This is a genomic window from Solirubrobacter deserti (assembly GCF_027587175.1).
Classification (GTDB): Bacteria; Actinomycetota; Thermoleophilia; order Solirubrobacterales; family Solirubrobacteraceae; genus Solirubrobacter; species Solirubrobacter deserti.
The window spans coordinates 1-16,642 of the sequence record NZ_JAPCID010000014.1 but is presented as its reverse complement, the minus strand read 5'-3'; the positions used below and the strand labels follow the sequence as shown (position 1 = coordinate 16,642).

17 protein-coding genes and 1 pseudogene are annotated in these 16,642 nt (G+C 71.5%); 11 read left to right on the top strand and 7 right to left on the bottom strand.

The genetic code is table 11. The annotated features are described in order from the left end of the window. Nucleotides 1-174 precede the first annotated feature (174 nt). From OJ962_RS11590 to OJ962_RS11580, 3 genes are all read left to right on the top strand, one after another. Nucleotides 175-1,086, top strand: a complete 912-nt coding sequence (locus OJ962_RS11590; RefSeq protein WP_202956384.1) for an NAD(P)H-binding protein — start codon at nucleotides 175-177, stop codon at nucleotides 1,084-1,086. Beyond that, the gene (locus OJ962_RS11585) at nucleotides 1,083-1,526 is read left to right on the top strand and encodes an SRPBCC family protein (protein WP_202956383.1); all 444 of its coding nucleotides are present in this window, start codon (nucleotides 1,083-1,085) and stop codon (nucleotides 1,524-1,526) included. The genes OJ962_RS11590 and OJ962_RS11585 overlap by 4 nt, the downstream gene beginning before the upstream one ends. 85 nt (nucleotides 1,527-1,611) lie before the next feature. After that, nucleotides 1,612-2,037, top strand: coding sequence for a hypothetical protein (locus tag OJ962_RS11580; protein WP_202956382.1), 426 nt, complete (start codon nucleotides 1,612-1,614; stop codon nucleotides 2,035-2,037). Nucleotides 2,038-2,076: 39 nt separating this feature from the next. Here OJ962_RS11580 and OJ962_RS11575 read toward each other — a convergent pair whose 3' ends face one another. Beyond that, nucleotides 2,077-3,057, bottom strand: coding sequence for a malate dehydrogenase (locus OJ962_RS11575; protein ID WP_202956381.1), 981 nt, complete (start codon nucleotides 3,055-3,057; stop codon nucleotides 2,077-2,079). A 55-nt stretch (nucleotides 3,058-3,112) separates the two neighbouring features. Here OJ962_RS11575 and OJ962_RS11570 point away from each other — a divergent pair, with 55 nt between their 5' ends. The 4 genes from OJ962_RS11570 to OJ962_RS11555 are packed head-to-tail and all read left to right on the top strand — an operon-like array spanning nucleotide 3,113 to nucleotide 8,017. Further along, nucleotides 3,113-4,279 carry a site-2 protease family protein gene (locus tag OJ962_RS11570; RefSeq protein WP_202956380.1) on the top strand — a complete coding sequence of 389 codons (1,167 nt, stop codon included), beginning with the start codon at nucleotides 3,113-3,115 and terminating at the stop codon, nucleotides 4,277-4,279. Nucleotides 4,280-4,320: 41 nt separating this feature from the next. Then, on the top strand, nucleotides 4,321-6,006 hold the full coding sequence (locus tag OJ962_RS11565) for an FAD-binding protein (RefSeq protein ID WP_202956379.1): 1,686 nt from the start codon (nucleotides 4,321-4,323) through the stop codon (nucleotides 6,004-6,006). Next, a complete protein-coding gene (locus OJ962_RS11560; protein WP_202956378.1) occupies nucleotides 6,006-7,109 on the top strand; it encodes a succinate dehydrogenase/fumarate reductase iron-sulfur subunit in 1,104 nt (367 codons plus the stop codon). The genes OJ962_RS11565 and OJ962_RS11560 overlap by 1 nt, the downstream gene beginning before the upstream one ends. After that, nucleotides 7,106-8,017, top strand: a complete 912-nt coding sequence (locus OJ962_RS11555; protein WP_202956377.1) for a CoB--CoM heterodisulfide reductase iron-sulfur subunit B family protein — start codon at nucleotides 7,106-7,108, stop codon at nucleotides 8,015-8,017. Before OJ962_RS11560 ends, OJ962_RS11555 begins: the two co-directional genes overlap by 4 nt. Here OJ962_RS11555 and OJ962_RS11550 read toward each other — a convergent pair. From OJ962_RS11550 to OJ962_RS11540, 3 genes are all read right to left on the bottom strand, one after another. After that, nucleotides 8,014-8,667, bottom strand: a complete 654-nt coding sequence (locus OJ962_RS11550) for a hypothetical protein (protein ID WP_202956376.1) — start codon at nucleotides 8,665-8,667, stop codon at nucleotides 8,014-8,016. The two genes, OJ962_RS11555 and OJ962_RS11550, sit on opposite strands and share 4 nt — an antisense overlap. A 113-nt stretch (nucleotides 8,668-8,780) precedes the next feature. Further along, nucleotides 8,781-9,809 carry an aspartate-semialdehyde dehydrogenase gene (locus OJ962_RS11545; RefSeq protein ID WP_202956375.1) on the bottom strand — a complete coding sequence of 343 codons (1,029 nt, stop codon included), beginning with the start codon at nucleotides 9,807-9,809 and terminating at the stop codon, nucleotides 8,781-8,783. Next, nucleotides 9,806-11,050, bottom strand: a complete 1,245-nt coding sequence (locus OJ962_RS11540) for an aspartate kinase (RefSeq protein ID WP_202956931.1) — start codon at nucleotides 11,048-11,050, stop codon at nucleotides 9,806-9,808. The genes OJ962_RS11545 and OJ962_RS11540 overlap by 4 nt, the downstream gene beginning before the upstream one ends. 229 nt (nucleotides 11,051-11,279) lie before the next feature. On the opposite strand from OJ962_RS11540, the gene OJ962_RS11535 reads away from it, so the two are divergent. From OJ962_RS11535 to OJ962_RS11520, 4 genes are all read left to right on the top strand, one after another. Then, complete coding sequence (locus OJ962_RS11535; protein WP_270006352.1) at nucleotides 11,280-12,173, top strand: hypothetical protein; 894 nt, start codon at nucleotides 11,280-11,282, stop codon at nucleotides 12,171-12,173. Beyond that, nucleotides 12,152-13,036, top strand: a complete 885-nt coding sequence (locus tag OJ962_RS11530; RefSeq protein WP_202956373.1) for a hypothetical protein — start codon at nucleotides 12,152-12,154, stop codon at nucleotides 13,034-13,036. Before OJ962_RS11535 ends, OJ962_RS11530 begins: the two co-directional genes overlap by 22 nt. A 65-nt stretch (nucleotides 13,037-13,101) precedes the next feature. After that, on the top strand, nucleotides 13,102-13,527 hold the full coding sequence (locus OJ962_RS11525) for a hypothetical protein (RefSeq protein WP_270006351.1): 426 nt from the start codon (nucleotides 13,102-13,104) through the stop codon (nucleotides 13,525-13,527). Nucleotides 13,528-13,549: 22 nt separating this feature from the next. Further along, nucleotides 13,550-14,494 (top strand): hypothetical protein, encoded by a 945-nt coding sequence (locus tag OJ962_RS11520; protein ID WP_202956371.1) that lies wholly within the window; start codon nucleotides 13,550-13,552, stop codon nucleotides 14,492-14,494. 53 nt (nucleotides 14,495-14,547) lie between these two features. On the opposite strand, the gene recR is transcribed toward OJ962_RS11520, so the two are convergent. From recR to OJ962_RS11505, 3 genes and pseudogenes are all read right to left on the bottom strand, one after another. Continuing rightward, the gene (gene recR, locus OJ962_RS11515; RefSeq protein WP_202956370.1) at nucleotides 14,548-15,141 is read right to left on the bottom strand and encodes a recombination mediator RecR; all 594 of its coding nucleotides are present in this window, start codon (nucleotides 15,139-15,141) and stop codon (nucleotides 14,548-14,550) included. Nucleotides 15,142-15,157: 16 nt separating this feature from the next. After that, nucleotides 15,158-15,604, bottom strand: a complete 447-nt coding sequence (locus tag OJ962_RS11510) for a YbaB/EbfC family nucleoid-associated protein (protein WP_202956369.1) — start codon at nucleotides 15,602-15,604, stop codon at nucleotides 15,158-15,160. Further along, nucleotides 15,604-16,642: pseudogene (locus OJ962_RS11505) on the bottom strand (hypothetical protein); the annotation flags it as partial. The pseudogene OJ962_RS11505 and the gene OJ962_RS11510, both read right to left, overlap by 1 nt.

The window sequence follows — 16,642 nt, the reverse complement described above, 5'->3', positions numbered from 1 at the left end:
GCCACCCGGGGCCTTCAAGGGCTTCCCAGCCGCGCCTCCCGCAAAACGCAGGGATTCCGTGAAAACCCCGCAAATACGGGGTAAACGCCGCTTTTCCTCCCGTTGTGCGGGGTGGGGACCCCGCAATCTCCGGGTGTTTTGGCGCCTGTCACGCTGGAGAGCATGGGCGGCGGCTTGCAGACCTTGGTAACCGGCGTGTCGGGCTACGTCGGCGCGGCACTCGTGCCGCGCCTCGTCCGCGACGGGCACAGCGTGCGCGGCTTCGCGCGGTCGGCGGAGCGCGTCCGCGCGGCGGGCGTCGAGCTCGACGAGCTCGTGCTCGGGGACGCGACCACCGGCGAAGGACTCGAGCGCGCGCTCGACGGCGTCGAGGTCGCCTACTACCTGATCCACTCGATGGAGGGCGCTCCGGGCGCCTTCGTGGACATCGAGCGCCGCCAGGCCGAGGCGTTCGCGAGGACCGCCGCGGACGCCGGCGTGCGCCGGATCGTCTACCTCGGCGGGCTGGTGCCGCACGACGGCTCCATCTCGCGCCATCTCGCGTCGCGGCTGGCGGTCGAGCAGGCGCTGCTGGACGCCGTGCCGGAGTCGGTGGCGCTGCGCGCCTCGCTCGTCGTCGGCGCCCGTTCGCGCTCGTTCGTCTTCCTCGTGCGGCTGCTGGAGCGACTGCCGGTGCTCGCGCTGCCGGCGTGGAGCACGAACCGCACGCAGCCGATCGACGGCCGCGACGTGCTCGAGTTCCTCGCCGCGGGCGCGGCGCTGTCGGCGCGGCACGCGGGCCGGGCCTGGGACGTGGGCGGTCCGGACGCGATGAGCTACGCGGACATGCTGCGCCGTATCGCTGACGTCATGATGATCGACCGTCCCGCCGTGTCGTTGGGGTTCAATCTCACACCGGTCGCGTCCGTGGTGGCCGCCGCGGTGGCCGGTGAGGACCCGGGACTGATCGAACCGTTGATGGAATCACTCGAACACGACCTGCTCCCTCGTGACGACGGCGCCGCCGCCGCGTTCGGGGTGCGGCTGCACCGCTTCGAACCGGCGGTGGAGCGCGCGCTGCGCGACATGGAGGTGCAAGTGCGATGACCCTGGTGCGCGCGAAGATCGACATCGATGCACCCCCGGAGCAGGTGTACGAGGTGATGCTGGATCCAGACCGGTTGCACGAGTGGGTGACGATTCACCGCAAGGTCAATCGAGCGGATTCCGGTGAACCGAGGATGGGCTACGAGATGGACCAGACGCTGTGCCTGCGACACGCCAACTTCAAGGTGCACTGGACGCTCACCGAAGCCGACCGCCCGCACCGCGCGACGTGGGAGGGGCGGGGCCCCGCCGGCTCCTACGCGCGCACGGCCTACCGCCTCACCGCAAAGGGTGAAGGCACCCATTTCGAGTACGAGAACGAGTTCAAGGCCCCGGGTGGAATCCTCGGCGCGGCCGCTTCCCGTGTGGTGGTGGGAGGTGTGCCTGAACGTGAGGCCAAGCGCTCACTTGAGCAACTCAAAGCACTACTAGAACACTGACCGGCAACGGCGCGTGCGCCGTTTTTCCCTGCATGGTCTACCGTTCCGGGTACCCAGTTAACCCATTGCCCGGAGTCACACTGAGATGGCGGACTTTCTCGACGAGAAGCGCAAAGAGATCCAGGCGCGCCTGAAGGAGCTCAAGCCCTACGTCGAGGAGTACGAGCTGCTCCAGGCGGCCGACAGCGCCCTCAGCGGCATCGGCAACGGGACCGCTCCGGCACGTCCCGCGGCGGCGAGCAGTTCGGCCCCGGCGCGCCGCACGCGGCGCGGCTCCGGCGGGTCCTCCAGCGGCGGTCGCCGCGGCCGCCCCAAGGGCGGCGGCACGCGCGCCGCGCAGGCGCTGGACCTGGTCAAGGAACGCCCCGGGATCACCATCCCCGAGCTCGCCGAGGCGATGGGGATCCAGCAGAACTACCTGTACCGCGTGATGCCCGGCCTCGCCGAGGAGGGCAAGGTCACCAAGTCCGGCCGCGGCTGGCATCTGCGCCAGAGCGCCGCGGAGGAGTGAGTGAGTCCCCGCGGTGCGGGGACTCAGTTCAACTCACAGTTAGACGAGACCCAGCTTGGAGACGGCCTCGCGCTCCTCCTGGAGCTCGGCGACCGTCTTGTCGATGCGCTGCTGGGAGAACTCCGGGACGTCGAGGCCCTCGACGATCGTGTACTCGCCGCCGGAGACCGTCACCGGGAACGAGCTGATGATCCCCTCGGGGACGCCGTACGCGCCCGTGGACGGCACCGCCATCGACACCCACTCACCCTCGGGCGTGCCGTTGACCCAGTCGTGCACATGGTCGATCGCGGCGGACGCGGCCGAGGCGGCGGACGAGGCGCCGCGCGCCTCGATGATCTCCGCGCCGCGCTTGCCCACGCGCGGGATGTACTCGTTCGCGACCCAGTTCTCGTCGCCGACCGCGTCCCAGGCGCGCTCGCCCTTGACCTTCGCGTTGAACAGGTCCGGGTACATCGTCGGCGAGTGGTTGCCCCAGATCGCCATGTTGGTGATGTCGGACACCGCCGCGCCCGTCTTGTGCGCGAGCTGCGCGATCGCGCGGTTGTGATCCAGGCGCGTCATCGCCGTGAAACGCTCCTTGGGCACGCCGTCGGCGTTGGAGGCCGCGATCAGCGCGTTCGTGTTCGCCGGGTTGCCGACGACGAGCACCTTGACGTCGTCGGCGGCGCCGGCGGCGATCGCTTCACCCTGCGGCTTGAAGATGCCGCCGTTGGCCTCGAGCAGGTCCGCACGCTCCATGCCCTTCGTGCGCGGGCGCGCGCCGACGAGCAGCGCGATGTTCGCGCCCTCGAAGGCCTGCTTGGCGTCGTCGTAGATGTCGATCCCCGCCAGCAGCGGGAAGGCGGAGTCGAACAGCTCGAGCGCGGTGCCCTCCGCGGCCTTGACGGCCTGGGGGATCTCGAGGAGCTTCAGGTGGACGGGCTTGTCGGGGCCGAGCAGCTGACCGGAAGCGATCCGGAACAGCAGCGCGTAGCCGATCTGCCCGGCCGCCCCGGTGACGGTGACGGTGGTGGCCATCCGCGAGAGACTACGAAGTCCGGCGCGCAGTGGTGCGTGTCACCATTCGTCACACGTGTTCGGCGGTGGCGCCTCAGTCCAGCTGTTCAAGCTCTTCGGTTTCCGGGTCGGGGTCCACTACTCGTGGTTCCTTGTCCTGTTCGTCTGGATCCTGTGGCTGCGTGAACCGTTCGACCGGGCGGTGACCGGCGAGGGCCAGGGCTTCCTGGCCGTGGTCGTGTCCGCGTTCCTGTTCTTCGGCTCGATCGTGCTGCACGAGCTCGGCCACGCGCTGGCGGCGCGCCGTGAAGGCATCGGGGTCGGCGGCATCGACCTGTTCTTCTTCGGCGGCTTCATGCGCGCCGACCGCGACTCCGAGACGCCCGGCGAGGAGTTCCGCGTCGCGGCGGCCGGGCCCGCGGTGACGCTGCTGCTGACGCTGCTGTTCGGCGCGGCGGCGATGGCGCTCACCGGCGACCGCTTCGCCGACGCGGCGACGTTCGGCACGGGTGCGGGCACGCTGCTGGAGGTCACGCTCGCGTTCACCGCGCTCGCCAACGCGCTGCTGTTCGTGCTCAACATGATTCCCGCGTTCCCGCTCGACGGCGGGCGGATCGCGCGCGCGGCGGTGTGGAAGGCCACCGGCAACCGCCACACGGCGACCAAGATCTCCGGCTGGGTCGGGCAGGCGTTCGCCGCGCTGATGATCGGCTACGGCGTCTTCCTGCTGATCGACGCGCGCGGCGATGCAGACGGGTCGTTCAGCGGCCTCTGGTACATCATCCTCGGCTGGATGCTCGGCAGCGCGGCGCGCGCCGCGGTCGCGCAGTCGACCTTCATCACGCGCCTGGAGGGCATCACCGCCGGCGACATCATGGACTCAGAGCCCGTGACGATCCCGGCCGAGACGCCGACCGAGCGGGCCTACGACGAGTTCTTCCTGCGCTACCAGGGCTGGCCGTGGTTCGCCGTCGTGGAGAGCGACGGCACGTTCGTCGGCCTCGCGCACCGCGCCGCGGTCGAGCACGCCGCGCTGCACGAGGACGGCGCCGTGCCCGTCCGCGCGCACGTCGCCGACTCCGCGCAGGTGCGCACGGACACGCCGCTGGAGTCCTTGATCACGTCCGAGCCGTTGCGCCGCCTCGGCGCACTGATGGCAGTGGACGCCGACGGCCGCTTACGTGGCGTCGTGACGCTGGACCAAGTGTCACGGGCGCTACAAGCCCGCCTCGCGCCCTCGTAGCGAGCGTCACATTCGCCCGCCTCGCCCAGTAGGGTGCGGCCATGCCCGTCCATGACGTGTTGATCATCGGTGCCGGTTTGGCCGGCCAGAGGGCCGCTCTCGCAGCTGCTCGCGCGGGCGCGACGGTGGCGATCATGTCCAAGGTCCACCCCGTCAGGTCGCATTCGAACGCCGCCGCCGGCGGCATCAACGCAGCCTTGAACCCTGACGACTCCTGGGAATCGCACGCGTTCGACACCGTCAAGGGGTCGGACTACCTCGGTGACCAGGACGCGATCGAGATCATGTGTCGTGAGGCCCCGAACGAGGTGCTCTGGCTCGAGCACGCGGGCGTCACGTTCCACCGCAGCGCCGAGGGCAAGCTCGGCACTCGCGCCTTCGGCGGCGCCTCCGCCGCCCGTACCTACTACATCGCCGACATCACCGGTCAGGCGTTGCTGCACGTGCTCTACGAGCAGCTGATGAAACACCACGAGCAGATCGACCGCTACGAGGAGTGGTTCATCACCGGCCTCGCGCAGGACGACGAGGGCAACTGCGTCGGCGCGATCGCCCGCAACATCCGTGACGGCGCGATGGAGCTGTTCACCGCCAAGTCCACGATCCTCGCCTCCGGCGGCGCCGGCCAGTGCTTCAAGCCGACCACCAACGCCCTCATCTGCACGGGCGACGGGATCGCGCAGGCGTACCGGATCGGCGCACCGCTGATGGACATGGAGATGATCCAGTACCACCCCACGACGCTGCAGGGGAACGGGATCCTGATCACGGAGGGCGCCCGCGGCGAGGGCGCGCACCTCTACAACGCCGAGGGCGAGCGCTTCATGGAGAAGTACGCGCCCAACAAGATGGAGCTCGCCTCGCGTGACGTGGTGAGCCGCGCCGAGCAGACCGAGATCAACGAGGGCCGCGGCTTCCCCGACGGCACGGTCGCGCTGGACATCACGAAGGTGCCGCGCAAGCGCACGCTCGAGGCGCTGCGCGAGATCGTCAACATCGGGCGCGACTTCGCGGGCGTGGACATCACCCGCGAGCCGATCCGCATCCGCCCCGGCTGCCACTACATCATGGGCGGCGTCAAGGCCGACATCAACGGCGCGACGTCGATCCCGGGGCTCTACGCGGCGGGAGAGGTCGCGTGCGTGTCCGTGCACGGCGGCAACCGCCTGGGCGCGAACTCGCTGCTGGACACGTTGATCTTCGGCCGCCGCTCGGGCGAGCACGCCGCGGCGCGCGCGGCCGGCATGCCCGCGATCACCGCCTCCCGCGCCCAGGTGCGCGACCAGGAGCGCGAGATCGCGGACCTGATGAACCGCTCGGGCGGACGGCGGGTGTCGGAGATCCGCGACGAGCTCGGCACGATGATGAACGAGAAGGTCGCCGTGTTCCGCGACCACGCGGGGCTCACCGAGGCGCACGAGGTCGTGCGCCGGCTCAAGGACGAGGCCCGCTTCGCGACCATCGACGATCGCGGCACGGTCTTCAACCAGGACGTGCTCGGAGCGCTCGAGCTCGGGTACATGCTGGATGTGGCCGAGTGCATCGTCGTCGGCGCGCTGGAGCGCAGGGAGTCGCGCGGGGCGCAGTTCCGCACCGACTTCCCCAAGCGCAACGACGACGAGTGGCTCAAGCACATCGACCTGTCGATGAACGGCGGCGACGCGCCGAAGGTCAGCTACTCGCCCGTCACCATCACGAAGTGGGAACCGCAGGAGAGGACCTACTAGTGCCTGAGTACACGCTTCGTATCCGCCGGTACTCGCCCGAATCGGGCGAGGCGGCCCACTGGGACGACTTCGAGATCGACCTGGACGGGCACCGCTCGGTGCTCGACGGCATCCTGCAGGCCAAGGACCGCCAGGACGGGTCGATCGGCATCCGGTGTTCATGCCGCGCCGCGATCTGCGGCTCGTGCGGTGTACGCATCAACGGCAAGCCGAACCTCGCGTGCCACATGCACCTCGACAAGGCCTGTGAGGACGCGCCCGACGGCGTGATCGTCGTGGAGCCGATGGGCAACATGCCGGTCCTCAAGGACCTGATCGTCGACATGGACGCTGTGCACTGGAAGAAGATGCGGCGCGTCACGCCGTGGCTGCTGCCCGACGGGGACCCGCCCGAGCGCGAGTACATCGTCGCGCCGGAGTCGATGATCGACATCACGCAGACGATGGCCTGCATCCAGTGCGGCGCGTGCGTGTCGGACTGCCTGTCGATGGAGGTCGACCCGCTGTTCATCGGCCCCGCGGCGCTGGCCAAGGCGTACCGCTTCGTCGGCGATCCGCGCGACGGCCAGCACGAGGAGCGCCTGCGCGACCTCGCCGAGGACCCGCACGGCATCTACGACTGCACGCACTGCTTCAACTGCATCGAGGCGTGCCCGAAGGGCGTCGCGCCGATGTCCCAGATCATGCGGCTGCGGCGGATCGCGAGCGCCGACCACGGCATCGAGGACCGCAACAACGGCTACCGCCACGAGCACGCGTTCGTCAAGAACATCGAGAAGAACGGCCTGCTGCACGAGGCGGACCTGCTGCCGGACTCCTACGGCGGCAAGTTCCACCCGCGCGCGGTGCCCGAGCTCGTGACCTCGCTGCCCGTGATCCTGCGCGCGCTGCAGCGCGGCAAGGTCACGCCGGCGGGGGCGCTGTTGCACAAGCACAAGGCCTCCAAGGAGGTCAAGCGGATCTTCCGCGACGTCCACGACCGTGAGGAGCGCTACGAGCTCAACCTCTACGTCGTGGGCGAGGAAGAGGACGACAACCCGCCGTCGATGCACGCCGACGCCGCCGGCAGCCAGCTGCCGGCCGAGAGGAGCCCGAACCAGTGAAAGTCGCGTACTGGCCCGGCTGCGTCAGCCGCGGCTTCGCCCCTGAGCTGCACGGCGCCATGGCGCGAGTCGCGCCGCTGTTCGACATCGAGCTCGTCGAGCTCGACCGCGCCGCCTGCTGCGGCGCCGGCGTGATCGCCGAGCACAACCAGGAGCTCGCGGACACGCTGAACGCGCGGACGTTCGCGCTGGCGCAGCAGGAGATCGCCAAGGGCGCCGACCTGATGATGAACATCTGCTCGACCTGCCAGGGCGCGCAGAGCGAGTGCCAGGAGCGCCTGGACGCGAACACGCCCTACCGCGACCACGTCAACGAGACGCTCTCGGCCGAAGGGCTCACCTACGAGAAGGGCATCACCAACAAGCACTTCCTGTGGCTGCTGGTCGAGGAAATCGGGCTCGACGAGGTCCGCCGGCGCGTGAAGCGCCCGCTGAAGGACCTGCGCGTCGGGCCGTTCTACGGCTGCTACATCGTGCGGCCCACCGACCGGCTCGGCATCGACCGCTCACACCCGCGCGACACGTACCTGCACCAGCTGATCGACGCGCTGGGCGGCACGGTCGTCGACTACGCGGGCCAGTACAAGTGCTGCGGGTTCCCGATCATCACCATGAACAAAGAGGCTTCGCTCAAGCAGGCGGGGCGTCACGTGGGCGACGCGATCGACGCCGAGGCCGACTGCCTGGTCACGCCCTGCCCGCTGTGCCACCTCAACCTCGACCTGCAGCAGCCCGCCGCGGCCGCCGCGGTCGGCCGGCCGCTGAACATGCCGGTGCTGCACCTCCCCCAGCTGCTCGGCCTCGCCATGGGGCTCGAGCCCAAGGAGCTGGGGATGAACAAGCACGTCGTCAAGCCGTCGTCGGTCATCGACTGGTCGACGTCGGTGGTCGCGGGCGCGCCGGCTTAGGGCAACCCGGACTCCCGGCGCAGGGCCGTCACGAGCGCGTCGTGGCGGCCCGCGGCGAGGTCGCCGAACGGGTCCTGGGTGTAGCGGCGCAGGGTCTTGTAGTCGAGGCTGTAGGCGGCCCGGGCGGCGAGGATGTGCTCGGGCGCGTGGCTGAGCGTGCGGTGCGCGGTCGCCATGGCGAGCACCTGCCGGCTCCGCTTGGGCACGAACCAGGCGAGCAGGACGACGCTCGGGAGCAGGAAGACCAGCCAGCCGACCCAGTTCGCCGCCCGCTCGGTTCGCCGCACCTGCTCGACTCCGAGCCGCACGATCCGGCCGCCCTGCTCGTCGCCCTCGGCGCGCAGCGCGCTCGTCGCGTCGGAGGGCGCCCGGCGCAGCGTGCCGCCCAGCTGCCCGCCGACCAGCGGGATGCCGTTCACGGCGTTGCCCGCGTCGGCGAACGCGTTGTCGACCGCACTCGCCGTGTTGCGCGTGGTGGCGGAGATCGCGCGGCCCGAGTCCTGGATGCCGCGGCCGATCGAGGTCAACTCGAGGATCGCGTCATGCGTCTTCACGCCCGTCCAGGCGAACACGGCGAGCAGCCCGACCACCACCAGGTCGCGGACGAGGGTGCGGGTGCGCGCCGTGGCGGACGCGGGATACAGACGCATGTGCGTCCGTTACCCAAGAAGGACGCAGGGCGGGCCCGAAGGCCCGCCCTGTCATGTTTCGTACCCCTTGCCGTCCTGTTGGTTGAAGATCGGCTCGAGATATGTGTTGCCGCTCAGGCGGGGGTCGAAACCCGAACCAGCGATCGCTCGTGGAGGACTTCGGCGATCTGCACGGCGTTGGTCGCCGCGCCCTTGAGCAGGTTGTCGCTCACGACCCACATCTGCAGGCCGCGCTCGTGCGTCGGGTCGCGCCGCAGTCGGCCGACGAAGACCTCGTCGCGCCCGGCGCTGTCGAGCGCGGTCGGGTAGCCGTGCGTGCTCGGGTCGTCGACGAGGACGAGCCCGGGAGCGCCGGCGAGCAGCTCGCGCGCGGCCTCGACGCTCAGCTCATCCCGCGTCTCGAGCGTGACCGACTCCGAGTGCGAGCTGCGCACGGGCACGCGCGCGCACGTGACCGCGATGCGGATGCTCTCGTCGCCGAGGATCTTGCGCGTCTCGAACATCATCTTGCGCTCTTCGTCGGTGTGGTCGTCGCCCTCGGGGAAGTTCCCGGCGCCGCCCAGCACGTTGAACGCGATGTGGTGCGGGTAGATCGAGGGGTCCGGCAGCGGGTCGCCGTTGAGCGCCGCGCGCGTCTGAGCCTCGAGCTCGGCGACGGCCTTCACGCCGGTGCCGGAGACGGACTGGTACGTGGAGACGTTCAGTCGGTCGATGCCGGCCGCGTCGTAGATCGGCTTCAGCGCGACCATCAGCTGCATCGTGGAGCAGTTCGGGTTCGCGATCAGGCCCTTGTGGTTCTCCAGCGCCTCCGGGTTGACCTCGGAGACCACGAGCGGGATCTCCGGGTCGCGGCGGAACGCGGACGAGTTGTCGACGACGACCGCGCCGGCCTCGACGAACTTGTGCGCCCACTCGCGGCTCGTGCCCGCGCCCGCGCTGAACAGCGCGAGGTCGAAGCCCTGGATGGACTCGTCGTCGAGTGGGCGGATCGTCCCGAACCCGTCGAGCTGCTTGCCGGCGCTGCGCGCGGACGCGAACGGGACGATCTCCGCCGCCGGGAAGTTGCGCTCCTTCAGCTTCTGCAGCATGACGGTGCCCACGGCGCCGGTGGCGCCGACGACTGCGACCTTGTACTGGCTCATGCGGGTGCTCCGAACGGGTGCTCGACTTCGATCTGGTCCGCCCCGAGGTCGAACGCCTCGTGCAGCGCGCGCACGGCGCGGTCCACCGCGTCCGCGGCGACGACGCACGAGATCTTGATCGGGGAGGTCGAGATCATCTCGATGTTGATGCCCTGGTCGCCCAGGGTGGAGAAGACCTTGGCCGCGACGCCCGGGTGCGACTTCATGCCCGCGCCGACGACGGACACCTTGCCCATCTCCGGGTCCTCGCCGATGGCGCGGATGCCGACCTCGGCCACGACCGGGTCCAGCGCGGCGCGCGCCTGGCGCAGGTCCGTGCGCGGGACCGTGAAGGACATGTGCGCCTCGGCGCCGTCGTCATCCGGCTCGTCCTGGATGATCATGTCGACGTTGATGTTCGCCTCGGCGAGCGCCGTGAAGATGCGGCCGGACACGCCCGGGTGATCCGGTACGCCGAGCAGCGTGAGGCGTGCCTCGTCGCGCGAGTGCGTGACGGCGGTGATCAGGGGGCGTTCCATCGTCTCCTCTTCTCCGACCACGAGTGTTCCGGGCGCCTCGGTGAACGAGGACCGGCAGTGGATTCGAACCCCATGGTTACGCGCGTATTCGACGCTGCGCAACTGGAGCACGCCGGCGCCCGACGCCGACATCTCCAGCATCTCCTCGAAGGAGACCACGGGAAGCTTGCGCGCGTCCGGCACGATCCGGGGATCGGCGCTGTAGACGCCGGCGACGTCGGTGTAGATGTCGCACACCTCGGCGTCCAGCGCGGCGGCGAGCGCGACGGCGGTGGTGTCCGAGCCGCCGCGGCCGAGCGTGGTGACGTCGCGCGCGGTGGACACGCCCTGGAAGCCGGCGACGAGCACGATCAGGTCCTCGTCCAGCGCCTGGTGGATGCGGTCCGCGCGCACGTCGAGGATGCGGGCCTTGGTGTGGCTGGTGTCCGTGACGATGCCGGCCTGCGACCCGGTGAGGCTGATGGCGCGGTGGCCGAGGTCGTTGATCGCCATCGCGCACAGCGCGCAGCTGATCCGCTCGCCCGTGGACAGCAGCATGTCCATCTCACGCGGGTCCGGGTTCGTCGATACCTCTTCGGCGGAGGCGATCAGCTCGTCCGTCGTCTTCCCGCGCGCGGAGAGAACGGCGACGACTCGATGGCCCTGTTCGCGAGCGGACACGATCCGCCTCGCCGCGCGCTTGATGCGCTCTGCGTCGGCGACGGACGTGCCGCCGAACTTCATCACCACGGTGCCGGACACGCTGGCAAGTCTAGGAGTCGGTGGGATAGGCTGCCGCTCGACCCGTGAAACGTTCGGCCTCTCCAGGGGTTGAGCAAGTACCTGGACGATTGGACGACTTGTGGATGTTCGCGTCCGAGAGCACCATTGAACTCGGTAGGGCGGGCATAGGCGGCGGGAAGTGGCAGCTTCGGTGACCAGAGGACGGGCGCGACGGGCGATGGCGGGGACGGTGAGCGTCCTGGCGGCGCTGGCGTGTGCCGGTCCGGCCGCCGCTCAGGTCCGCGACTCCGTGTTCCAGTACCTGAGCCTCCCGACGATCTCCGGCACACCTGTGGTTGGCAACCAGCTGATAGCGAGCGGCGGCACCTGGGCCAGCCCGTTCCCGAACAACACGTCCACGACGTGGCAGTGGTGGAGCTGCCCGGGTCCGTTCGCGGTCAGCTGCGCCGTCGTGTCCGAGCGCCAGCAGGCCTACCGCCTGCGGCCGGAGGACAACGGTCGCTACATCGCCGTGGCGAGATCGATCAAGTTTCCTGGCGGCGCCGACTGCAACCCGGCGTCCGAGTGCCTGCTGCCGGTCAGCGCCACCCGCGGCCCCGTCCGCGTGACCGCCGCCACGCCGACGCCCATCCCGACGGCCACGGCGACCCCCGAGCCGACGCCCACGCCTGAGCCGACCCCGGTGCCGTTCGTCGCCACGCCGATACCGACGCCCGTCCCCACGACGGGTCAGGTCCTGGAGGAGACGACGTCGAACCGGATGATGCGGCCGGCGCCGATCGTCCGCATGCGCGGCGTGCTCTCGACCAACGGCGCGCTGGTCACGTCCCTCTCGGTGAAGGCGCCACGGGCCGCCACGCTCACCGTCACCTGCTCGGGCTCGTCCTCCTGCCCGGCCAAGCGCTGGTCGCCCGCCAAGCGCAGCCGCCTCAACACGCGCATGCGGGCGTTCGAGCGCAACCTGCGCTCCGGCACGCGGCTCACCGTCACGTTGACCCAGCCGGGCTATGTGGGCAAGCGGACCGTGTTCAAGATCCGCCGCGGCAAGGCGCCGGTGCGCAGTGACGCCTGCCTGTCGCCGGCGACCGGAAAGGTGCAGAAGTGTCCCGCCGGCTCGCGGTGAACGCCGCCTCCAGGAGCCGCGGTGTCGCCGCGGCGCTGACCGCGGCGCTGGCGCTCGGCCTGTCCGCTTCGACGGCACACGCCGCCGACATCCGCGGCAACCCGGTGATCTCGGGCATCGCCCAGGTCGGGCAGCAGCTGTCCGCGTCCGCGTCCTGGACGCCGCCGCACCTCACGCCGTCGTACTCCTGGCTGCGCTGCGAGTCGCCGCGCGACTGGTGGTCGTGCCAGGCCGCGCAGACGTCCCCGGACGCGACGTACGTCCTCCAGGACGGCGACCTCGGCCGGTTCATGCGCGTGTGGGTCTCCGTCGGCTCCGGTCGCAACCGTGACGCCAAGGTCTCCGACACCACGGCCGCGGTGGCGCCGCGCCCGGCGCCCGTGCCCACGGCCACGCCGACGCCCACGCCCACGCCCACGCCGGAACCGACGCCGCAGGTCTTCGACGCCGTGCCGCCGCAGCCGACGCCCGTCCCCACCCAGGGAACCGTCCTGCACCAGTCGGGCTCGAACCTGCGCATGATGCGCCCCGCGCCGACCGTGCGCCTCCGCGGCACGCTGAGCGCGCGCGGCGCGAACATCACGCTCTTCTCCGTGCGTGCCCCCAAGCGGTCGTCGATCTCCGTGACCTGCAAGGGCTCGGGGTGCCCGCGCAAGACCTACTCAACGCGTCAACGGACGGTCCGCGTGCGGGCGTTCGAGCGTCATCTGCCGGCCAGGACGCGGATCGAGGTCCGTGTCCGGCGTGCCGGCTACTACGGCAAGTCCACCGTTCTCGTCATCCGCAAGGGCAAAGCGCCCTTCCGGCTCGATCGCTGCCTATCCGCCCGCGGGGCCTACACCGCCTGTCCGAAGTCGACATGACCAATCTCCCTCTTTCGTTCCGTGGACGTCGCCGCCGGCCGGCCGGCCCGCTCACCGTCGCGCCGTTGCTCGCCATCGCCGCGTTCGTGCTCGCGCTCACGGTCGGTGCCGCGTTGCGCACCCAGGCCGACCCCGTGCCCACCGCCTCGGCGGCGAACGCCGTCAAGAGCGGGACGCCCGCGGTCAACCAGGTCACCGAGACCGCGTCGAACACGCGCCGTGCGGCGCTGTCGGCGGTCCCGGAGTTGCCGGCGCTGCACGGCGTCAAGGAGCCCAAGCGCAAGCCGAAGCGCAAGAAGGCGCCGGCCGCGCCCGCGCGGCGGTCCGCCCCCGCGGCGCCGGTGACCCGAGCGCCGGCTTCGACCTCCACCCCCGTCGCGCCCGCCCGTCCGGTTGCGCCGAGCCGCCCCGTGACGCCGTCGCGTCCCGCCGCGCCGCCGCAGAAGAAGAGCCCGTCGTTCGTCGGCAAGGGCTTCGACTCCTCCGGATGAGCCGCGCGCTAGCGTGCCGGCCATGAGGGTTCAGTGGGCGGCCACCGCTCTGGTGGTCGCCGCGGCCATCGTGGGCGGCTTCCTGCTCTCGGGCAACGTCGGCTCCGCGTTGCGCGACGACGATCCCGAGTCCGGGCCCGCCGCGCCGCGCGAGGACGAGACGACGCAGGTCAGCCTGGGACGGCTGCGCCTGCAGCCCGACCCGGGCTGGACGCAGCTGGACCGCGCGCCGGCCGTGCCGGGCTTCGCGATCGATCGTTCGCTCGGCTTCGCGCCCTATCCCGGCTTGAACACGGTGTTCGTCGCGACCTTGCAGTACGCCGAGGACGGGACGCTGCTGCCCGCCGGGTTGCGCGGCGACGCGCCGCGCCCGTCCGCCGGGCGGCTCGCCGGTATCCCCGCGTGGTTCTACCGCGGGTTGTCCGCGGGGCGGTGGCGGCTCGACGCGGCGGTCGTGCCGACCTCGCAGGGCGTCGTGACCGTGGCCTGCGCCGTGCCTGGCAACGCCGGCGATCTGCCGGTCGGCTGCCTCAACGGCGTGCGCGGGCTCGCCGTCGCGGACGCGTCGACGCTGCCGCCGAGCGCGTCCGCGGCCTTCCAGATCCAGCTGCCGGCGGCCTTGATCGAGCTCGACACCGCGCGGGTCGACGACCGCACCGCGATCCGGCGCGCCAAGACGCCGGGCGGCCAGGCGCGCGCCGCGGCCCGGCTGCGCCAGGCGCACTTGAAGGCGGCTGCGCGGCTGGAGCGGAGCGCCACCGACGCCGAGGGCGGGCCGGCGCTGATCAGCGCCCTGCGGGCGAGCGCGGACGCATACCGGGCGCTCGAGCGCGCGGCGAACCGGCGCGACCGGCGCGCATGGACGCGGGCCCGGGCCACGGCGCGGCGCGCGGAGAGCGCGCTGGCCCGCGCGCTGGCGGACGCTCGCGAAGCGGGCACGGACGGCGCCAAGCGCGAGAGCGGCTAGGTCCGCCGCGGGATCGCCGCGGGCGCCTCAGGCCGACGAGCCGCCCGTACGCGTCACAGTGCCCGGCGGCCCGCGAACGCGCGGCCGAGCGTGACTTCGTCGGCGTACTCGAGGTCCCCGCCCACGGGCAAGCCGCTGGCCAGCCGCGTCACCGCGACGTCCGGCGCCCGCTCGTGCAGCGCCGCCGCGATGTGCAGCGCCGTCGCCTCCCCCGTCGTGGTCGGGTTCGTGGCCAGCACGACCTCACGCACGCCGTCCATGCGCGCGTAGAGCTGGCTCAGGCGCAGGTCCTCGGGCTCCACGCCGTCGATCGGGCTCAGCGCCCCGCCGAGCACGTGGTAGCGGCCGCGGAACTCATGCGTGCGCTCGATCGGGATCACGTCCTGCGCCTCCTCCACCACGCACAACGAGGAGAGGTCGCGACGCTCGTCCAGGCAGATCGTGCAGCGCGGGCCCTCGGCGAGGTTGAAGCAGATCTCGCACAGGGTGATCTTGAGCTTGACGTCGCGGATCGCCTCGGCGAGCGCGAACGCGTCCTGCTCGGAGGTGCGGAGCATGTGGAACGCGAGGCGCTGGGCGGTGCGGTTGCCGATCCCCGGCAGCTTGGACAGCTCGGTGACGAGCCGCTGGAGGGGAGGGGCGAGCAAGCTAGTGGTCCGCGGCTTACTTCTTCTTCTGGGCCCGGCGTGCGGCGCGGTTCGGGGCGCCACCGGGCATGCCGCCCGGGAGGCCCGCGGCGCCGCCGCCGGGGCCGCCGAGACCGCCCATCCCGCCCAGGCCGAGCGACTCGAGCGCGCTCATCGGGTCAAAGCCGCCCTGCTCGGCGCCGCCGAGCCGGCTCTGCTGGAGCTCCTCGGCCTTGCGGATCGCCTCGTTGAGCGCGGCGATGATCAGGTCCTGGAGCATCTCGACGTCTTCGGGGTCGACCGCGTCGGGGTCGATCTCGAGCGTCTGCACGCGCAGGTCGCCGCTCATCACGATCTTGACCGTGCCGCCGCCGGTGCTGGCGTCCACGGTCTCGGCCTTCAGGGCCTCTTGGGCCTCCTGCTGCTGCGCGAGCATCGCCTGCGCTTCGGCGAGCATCTTCTGGAGGTTGGGCGGCTGGGGCATCAGGTCTCCTCGGGCTCGTCGGGCAGGAGTTCGGCGTCGAACTCGTCCATGAATCGCTTCACCAGGTCTTCGTCCGAAAGCGTCGGTGCCGCCGCGAGCGCCGCAGCGGCCGGAGTGGGCGCCCCCGCCGCGCGCAGCTCGTACGCGAGCCGCAGCGAAGAGCCCGTCACCGCGCGGATCGCCTGCACCAGCGCGTCCTTGTTCGCGGGCGCCTCGGCCTTCTTCTTCAAGAACGCCGACTCCTCGGGCCACAGCAACGTCAATCCGTCCTCGCCCTCGGGCACCGGCGAGCAGTCGTCGAGCGCCGCGGCCAGCATCGGCGTGCCCTCGCGCAGCGAGCTCACCACCGCCTGCCAGTGCTCACCGATGTCCACCGACACGCCCAGGCTCGGAGCGGGCGCGGGCACGTCCGGCTCGACCAGCGCGACAGCCGCGACCGCCGGCGTCGGGTCCGCCTCCGTCGCGAGATCGCGCGCGACCGCGGCCGCGGCGTCGTCGGCGACCTGCTGCGCCTCCTCGGGCGCCACGTTCCCGGCGCCGGGCAACGTCGTGCGCACCTGGATCGGCTGCCCGTCGACCTCGGCCGTGATCTCGACCGCCGTGCGCCCCCGCAGGGGCTCCTCGCCCGCGGCTGGCGGAGCGCCCGGATCGATGAAGGGGGGCGACTCGTAGCGCGGGTCGTCGGCGGAGGCGGAGACCCCGTACGCGGGCGCCACGTTCCGGGCGGGCGGCGGCGAGCCGTACCGGTGCTCCGGGGCGCCGTCGGAGGGAGGCGCGGGCGGCGAAGAGGAAGCGTCGGGCGGCGCGGGGGTCGCGGCGGCGGCCGGCGTCGGCGCCTCGGCAGGAGGCGGCGAAAGCGCGGCGGCGGGCGGCGAGGACGGAGCGGCGGGCGGCGAGGACGCCTCGGCGCGGGGCGACGAAGGCGCGCTGGCAGGCGGCGAGGACGAAGCGGCGGCCGGCGCGGGAGCCGGCGTCGGCGCCTCCGTGTCGGGCGGCGAAGACGCGGCCGGGGCGGCCGGCGCGGGAGCCGGCGTCGGC